This window comes from Streptomyces sp. NPDC101152, assembly GCF_044768275.1.
Taxonomy (GTDB): Bacteria; Actinomycetota; Actinomycetes; order Streptomycetales; family Streptomycetaceae; genus Streptomyces.
Genome location: NZ_JBIWPO010000011.1, coordinates 211,630 through 218,039 on the forward strand (window position 1 = coordinate 211,630; position 6,410 = coordinate 218,039).

Consider the following 6,410-nt stretch of genomic DNA (forward strand, 5'->3'; position numbering starts at 1 on the left):
CACACGGCGGCTTCGCCGACCCTCCCGTGCCGGTGCGCAGACACCGGCGCGGGGCGGCGGGGCTGCCGTACCCCGTCGGCCGGTACCTCGTATCCGCGTGCCCCTTCGCTCCCTCCAGCAGGCGGCCTCCGACACGTCGCCGACCGACGCGGCCGGGGCCGCCTACGCCTCGAAGCCGTCCTTGCGCAGGACGTTCGCCACGGTCTCGGCGATCTGTGCGGTGGATCCGTTCGTCGTCCCGCAGGCGACCAGCACCTTGCCGGTCACGACGTTTCGCCTCCCGCCAGATCCTGCGCGACGTCGGGCACGCCGCGCCGCTCCGGGTTCCGGGTGTCCTTACACTTCGAGCGTCCAGCGGATCGGGACCGGGTCCCATGGACCGACCGGCGGTGACAGGTGGCCGGTCGGCCCTGGTGTCCGCACGTCGGCGACGGGAGTGGCGGCATGGCCGGCAAGAAGGCGGAGACGGCTCTGCCGCGCAAGGTGTACGAGAAGGAGCTGCTGCGCCTGCAGACGGAGCTGGTGAAGCTCCAGGAGTGGGTGCGTGCGGAGCGCGCCCGGGTGGTCGTCGTCTTCGAGGGGCGGGACGCGGCGGGCAAGGGCGGGACCATCAAGCGGGTCGCCGAGCACCTCAATCCGCGCGTCGCGCGCATCGCGGCGCTGCCGAAACCGACCGAGCGCGAGCGCACCCAGTGGTACTTCCAGCGGTACGTCGAGCATCTGCCGGCGGCCGGCGAGATCGTGCTGTTCGACCGGTCCTGGTACAACCGGGCCGGTGTCGAGCACGTGATGGGCTTCTGCACGAAGGAGGAGTACCAGCTCTTCCTGCGCCAGTGCCCGATCTTCGAGCGGATGCTGGTCGAGGCCGGGATCGTGCTGCGCAAGTACTGGTTCTCGGTGAGCGACACCGAGCAGCAGGAGCGGTTCCGCAAGCGGCTGGAGGACCCGCTGCGGCGCTGGAAGCTCTCGCCGATGGACCTGGAGTCGATCACCCACTGGGAGGCGTACTCGAGGGCGAAGGACGAGATGCTGGTGCACACCGACATCTCGGAGGCGCCCTGGTTCGTCGTGGAGAGCGACGACAAGCGCCGGGCCCGGCTGAACATGATCGCCCACCTGCTGGGCTCCGTGCCCTACCGCGAGGTGCCGCCCCCGGTCCTCGAACTTCCCGAGCGGCCGGCGTCGACGGGCTATGTGCGCCAGCCGCGCGACCTGCAGACCTACGTTCCGGACCACGCCGCGAGCCTGTGACCCGGCCGGGCCCCGACCGGCACACACTGGAAGGAGAGTCAGAGGGGAGACAGCCATGAAGGTCGGAGTACTGACCGGCGGCGGCGACTGCCCCGGTCTCAACGCCGTGATCCGCAGCGTCGTCCGCAAGGGCGTCCAGGAGTACGGCATCGAGTTCGTCGGGGTGCGCGACGGCTGGCTCGGGGCACTGCAGGGCAGGATGACTCCGCTGGACATCTCGACCGTCCGCGGGATCCTCCCCCGCGGCGGAACCATCCTCGGCTCCTCCCGCACCAATCCCTTCCAGCACGAGGACGGTTTCCGCCGGGTCCGGGACACCCTGGCCGCGCACCGGGTCGACGCCCTCGTCGTCATCGGCGGGGAGGACACGCTCGGCGCGGCCAGGGAGCTGAGCCGCCAGGGCATCGCCATGGTCGGCGTGCCCAAGACCATCGACAACGACGTGCCCGGCACCGACTACACCTTCGGCTTCGACACCGCCGTCGGCATCGCCACGGAGGCCATCGACCGGCTCCACACCACCGCCGAGTCGCACATGCGGACCCTGGTGGTGGAGGTGATGGGCCGGCACTCGGGGTGGATCGCCCTGCACGCCGGGGTGGCGGGCGGCGCCAACGTGATCCTCATTCCGGAGCAGCCGTTCGACATCGACCAGGTCTGCGGCTGGGTGCGCAACCGCTTCAGGACCCAGTACGCGCCGATCGTCGTCGCCGCCGAAGGAGCCGTCCCCAAAGACGGACACCTAATCCTCAAGGACCGGCAACTGGACGAGTACGGCCATGTGCGGCTGTCCGGCATCGGCGAGTGGCTGGCCCGGGAGATCGAGACCCGCACGGGCACGGAGGCTCGCACGACCGTCCTCGGCCACGTCCAGCGCGGCGGCACCCCGAGCGCCTTCGACCGCTGGCTGGCCACCCGCTTCGGCCTGCACGCCATCGACGCGGTGCGGGACGGCCACTACGGCACCATGGTCGCCCTGCGCGGCACCCGCATCGTCCGGGTGCCCCTCATCGGCACCGGCCCGAAGACGAAGGTGGTGGACCCGTCGCTGTACGACGAGTTCGGGGTGTTCTTCGGCTGATCCTCGCCCCCAGCGGGTCATGCGGTGGATGCTGATCGCAGCCTGCGGAGGGAGTTCCATGGTCCACGGTCCGGGCGAGCCCCTTCCCGGGTGGCGCCGCCTGCTGCCCGGCGTCGTCGCGCTGTCCGGATACCGCTGGTCCTGGCTGCGCGGCGACCTGTTGGCCGGCGCCACCGTCGCCGCCTATCTGGTGCCGCAGGTGATGGCGTACGCGGGTGTCGCCGGGCTGGCGCCGGTCGCCGGCCTCTGGGCGATCCTGCCCGCCTTCGCCCTCTACGCCTTGTTCGGCTCCTCACGGCTGCTGTCGGTGGGGCCCGAGTCGACGACCGCGCTCATGACGGCGACCGTGGTGGCGCCCCTCGCCGGATCCGATCCGCACCGGTACGCCGTGCTGGCCGCCACCCTCGCCGCGACGGTCGGGCTGCTGTGCCTGGCGGCCCGGCTGCTGCGCCTGGGCTTCGTGGCCGACCTGCTCTCCCGCCCGGTGCTGATCGGTTATCTGGCGGGCGTGGCCCTGATCATGATGGTGGACCAGCTCACCAAACTGACCGGGGTGCCGATCTCCGGATCGACCTTCTTCGCCCAACTGTGGTCCTTCGTGAGGAACTTGGGGCAAGCGCACTCGCCCACGCTGCTGTTCTCCGCGGCGGCCCTGGCGTTGCTGTTCGCGGTGGCCCGCTGGTTCCCGGCGTTTCCGGGGCCCCTGCTGGTCGTGGTGCTCGGCACGGTCGCCGTGACCGCCCTGGACCTCGACGACCGGCACGGCATCAAGGTGATCGGCAGGGTCCCGGCGGGCATGCCGTCCCTCGCCGTACCGGATCTGCCGTACGTCCCGCACCTCGTGCTGCCCGCGCTGGGGGTTCTGCTCGTCGCCTACACGGACTTCATCCTCACCGCCCGCGCCTTCACGGGCGGCGGCCCCGGGGCGGACCTGAACGCCAACCAGGAGTTCCTCGCCCTGGGCGCGGCCAACCTGGGCGCGAGCGTCGTGCACGGGTTCCCGGTGAGCAGCAGCGCCAGCCGCACCGCGCTCGCGACCTCGGCGGGCGCCCGCAGCCAGGCGTACTCACTCGTGGCCGGGGCGCTGGTCCTCGCCGTCCTGCTGTTCCTGAGCCCTCTGCTCACCCGCACGCCCTCGGCGGTGCTCGGCGCACTCGTCGTGTACGCGGCCACCCGCATGATCGACCTGGCCGGCTTCCGCCGCCTGGCCTCCTTCCGGCGCCGCGAACTCCTCCTCGCGCTCGGCTGCCTGGCCGGGGTGCTCGCCCTGGACATCCTGTACGGGGTGCTGGTCGCCGTCGGTCTGTCGGTGGCCGAGCTGCTCACCCGGGTCGCCCGCCCGCACGACGCCGTGGAGGGGCTGGTGCCCGGGGTGGCCGGCATGCACGACGTCGACGACTACCCGACCGCCCGCACCATCCCGGGACTGCTCGTCTACCGCTACGACTCCCCGCTCTTCTTCGCCAACGCGGAGGACTTCCGGCGGCGCGCGCTGGCCGCCGTCGATGAACAGACCGAGCCGGTGCGCTGGTTCGTGCTCAACACCGAGGCCAACGTCGAGGTCGACATCACCGCCCTGGACGCGGTGGACGAAGTGCGCCGCGAACTGGCCCGGCGGGGCGTCGTGTTCGCCCTCGCCCGGGTGAAGCAGGACCTGCTGGACGACCTGGTGGCGTACGGGCTGGTCGACTCGGTCGGCGAGGACCTGATCTTCCCCACGCTGCCGACGGCCGTGGCGGCCTACCGGAAGTGGTGCGACGCCGTATAGCCGGAGGGTCCCGTCCTTGGGCCGGGTGGCCCATGGCCCCTGGCCTTCGGGGCGCACATGCTGGAACCGGCAAGTTCGTACGCGCTTCGGGAGGCCCGCCATGAACGCTCCTGTCACGACCGGTGCTCCGCGGGCGCTGCCCGCGGAGCACCGGGAGAGGCTGATGAGGGTGGCCCGTGAAGTGTCGTTCCCCCAGGGCACGCGTCTCTTCCACGAGGGTGGCCACGCCGACCGCTTCTGGATCATCCGTACCGGCACGGTCGAGCTCGACATGCGGGTGCCCGGCCGCCGGGCCGCCGTCATCGAGTCCCTCCGCCACAACGACCTCGTCGGGTGGTCCTGGCTGTTCACCCCGCACACCTGGCACCTGGGCGCGGAGGCGGCGACGCCCGTACGGGCGTTCGAGTTCGACGCCGTGGCCGTGCGCGAGATGTGCAAGGAGGACCCGGCGTTCGGCGAGAGCGTCGCCCACTGGGTGGGCGAGGTCGTGGCACACCGGCTGCGCGCCGCCCGCACCCGCCTGCTGGACCTGTACGCCCCCTACGGCAGCGGAAGCATGCGGTGACGGGCCCGTCCGCGCTCCCGCCGTGCGCCCCCACGGGGCCGTCCTGGACGTGCGTCTGCCGGACGGCGACGGCATCTCCGTCTCCGTGACCTGCCCAGCCGGATGCCGGAGCGGGCGGTGCTGATGCTGACGTCCCTCGACGACGAGGACGCGCTGCTGGACGCGATCATGGCCGGGGCATCGGGGTACGTGGAGCAGCCCGAGGCCGGTGAGCACCGCCTGCGCCGCTGACGTCCCGGACCTCCGCGAGGGACGGATCGGGGCCACGATGGAAGGAGGGACACGGCAGGTTCGCCGCCGCAGGGCGGAGTGCGCACGAGGAGGTGCGGCCCATGATTTTCGAGGACCGTACGGATGCCGGGTGTCGGCTGGCCCGGCGGCTGGAGCACCTGCGCGGCCGGGACCTGGTGGTGCTGGGACTGCCACGGGGAGGGGTCCCCGTGGCCCACGAGGTGGCGCGGGAACTGGGTGCTCCCCTGGACGTGCTGGTGGTGCGCAAGCTGGGCGTGCCGCGGCAGCCCGAGCTGGCCTTCGGCGCCGTCGGGGAGGGCGGGGTGCGCGTGCTCAACGACGACGTGATCGCGCAGACCCGGCTGGGGCCGGACGAGCGGCGGACGGTGGAGCAGGCCGAACGGGCGGAACTGGAACGGCGGTCGAGACGCTATCGGCACGACCGTGACCCGGCCGCGGTGGCCGGGCGGACGGTCGTGGTCGTCGACGACGGTCTGGCCACCGGCGCCACCGCCGAGGCCGCGTGCCGGGTCGTACGCGGCCAGGGCGCCGACCGGGTGGTGCTCGCCGTCCCGGTCGGTCCGGAGCGGAGCGTTCGCCGTCTTCGGCGATGGGCCGACGAGGTGGTCTGTCTGCAGACCCCGGTCGTCTTCGGCTCGGTCGGCGTCTGGTACCTGCGCTTCGACCAGGTCGGCGACGCGGAGGTGACCGACCTGCTGGTGCGGGCCGCCCCGCCCGCGCCGAACGGGGAGGTCGAGGTGCCCGCGGGACGCGTCCGGCTGGCCGCGCGGTTCGTGCTGCCCGAGGGCGCGCAAGCCGTCGTGGCGTTCGCGCACGGCAGCGGCAGCAGTCGGCACAGTCCCCGCAACCGGTACGTCGCCGACGTCCTGGGCCGGGCGGGACTGGGCACGCTGCTGCTGGACCTGCTCGTCGAGGACGAGGAACACGACCGGCACAACGTCTTCGACATCGTGCTGCTCGCCCGGCGGCTGCGCACCGCCGCACAGTGGCTGCGCCGCGAGAGCGGGCTGCCGGTGGCCTACTTCGGGGCGAGCACCGGCGCGGCCGCCGCCCTGGAGGCCGCCGCCGAGGACCCCGGCATCCGCGCGGTCGTCTCCCGCGGTGGCCGGCCCGACCTGGCCCGGCCCGCCGCGCTGGCCGTGGTGCGGGCGCCCACCCTCCTCGTGGTGGGCTCGCTCGACCCCCGCGTCCTGAGCCTGAACCGGCTGGCCGCCGACTGGATGCGCTGCGAGCACCGGATCGCCGTCGTCCCGGGCGCCACCCACCTCTTCGAGGAGCCCGGCACCCTGTCCGCGGTCGCGGACCTGGCCCGCGACTGGTTCGCGACTCACCTCGCGCAGCCACCGGTCGGCACCCCGCGCCTGCCGACGTGAGTGGCGGAGGCGCACCGGGTCAGCGGACGAACTCGCCGACGGCCGCCTTGAGTTCGGCCAGTCCCTGCTTCGCGTCGGTGAAGAACATCCCGGTCTTCGGGTCGGTGTAGAGCTCGTTGT

At 72.7% G+C, this 6,410-nt stretch carries 5 protein-coding genes and 2 pseudogenes; 6 read left to right on the forward strand and 1 reads right to left on the reverse strand.

Going from position 1 to position 6,410, the window contains the following annotated elements; all coding sequences use genetic code 11:
- Positions 1-165 precede the first annotated feature (165 nt).
- A pseudogene (locus tag ACIRVK_RS17915) lies at positions 166-267 on the reverse strand (flavodoxin); the annotation flags it as partial.
- Positions 268-444: 177 nt separating this feature from the next.
- On the opposite strand from ACIRVK_RS17915, the gene ppk2 reads away from it, so the two are divergent.
- The 6 genes and pseudogenes from ppk2 (at position 445) to ACIRVK_RS17945 (ending at position 6,290) form a co-directional block, all read left to right on the forward strand.
- Positions 445-1,251, forward strand: a complete 807-nt coding sequence (ppk2, locus tag ACIRVK_RS17920) for a polyphosphate kinase 2 (RefSeq protein ID WP_404247978.1) — start codon at positions 445-447, stop codon at positions 1,249-1,251.
- 55 nt (positions 1,252-1,306) lie between these two features.
- Complete coding sequence (locus ACIRVK_RS17925) at positions 1,307-2,332, forward strand: 6-phosphofructokinase (RefSeq protein WP_404247980.1); 1,026 nt, start codon at positions 1,307-1,309, stop codon at positions 2,330-2,332.
- A gap of 58 nt (positions 2,333-2,390) precedes the next feature.
- On the forward strand, positions 2,391-4,100 hold the full coding sequence (gene sulP / locus ACIRVK_RS17930) for a sulfate permease (RefSeq protein ID WP_404247982.1): 1,710 nt from the start codon (positions 2,391-2,393) through the stop codon (positions 4,098-4,100).
- A gap of 100 nt (positions 4,101-4,200) precedes the next feature.
- Positions 4,201-4,665 (forward strand): cyclic nucleotide-binding domain-containing protein, encoded by a 465-nt coding sequence (locus ACIRVK_RS17935; RefSeq protein WP_404247984.1) that lies wholly within the window; start codon positions 4,201-4,203, stop codon positions 4,663-4,665.
- Positions 4,666-4,672: 7 nt separating this feature from the next.
- A pseudogene (locus ACIRVK_RS17940) lies at positions 4,673-4,857 on the forward strand (response regulator); the annotation flags it as partial.
- A gap of 140 nt (positions 4,858-4,997) precedes the next feature.
- On the forward strand, positions 4,998-6,290 hold the full coding sequence (locus ACIRVK_RS17945; protein ID WP_404247986.1) for a phosphoribosyltransferase family protein: 1,293 nt from the start codon (positions 4,998-5,000) through the stop codon (positions 6,288-6,290).
- The last annotated feature ends 120 nt before the right edge of the window (positions 6,291-6,410 follow it).

What these genes read in the sequence shown, in the direction of transcription:
- ACIRVK_RS17945 (WP_404247986.1), top strand. Translation starts at nt 4,998, where the DNA reads ATGATTTTCGAGGACCGTACGGATGCCGGGTGTCGGCTGGCCCGGCGG.
- ACIRVK_RS17935 (WP_404247984.1), top strand. Translation starts at nt 4,201, where the DNA reads ATGAACGCTCCTGTCACGACCGGTGCTCCGCGGGCGCTGCCCGCGGAG.
- ACIRVK_RS17925 (WP_404247980.1), top strand. Translation starts at nt 1,307, where the DNA reads ATGAAGGTCGGAGTACTGACCGGCGGCGGCGACTGCCCCGGTCTCAAC.
- ppk2 (WP_404247978.1), top strand. Translation starts at nt 445, where the DNA reads ATGGCCGGCAAGAAGGCGGAGACGGCTCTGCCGCGCAAGGTGTACGAG.
- sulP (WP_404247982.1), top strand. Translation starts at nt 2,391, where the DNA reads ATGGTCCACGGTCCGGGCGAGCCCCTTCCCGGGTGGCGCCGCCTGCTG.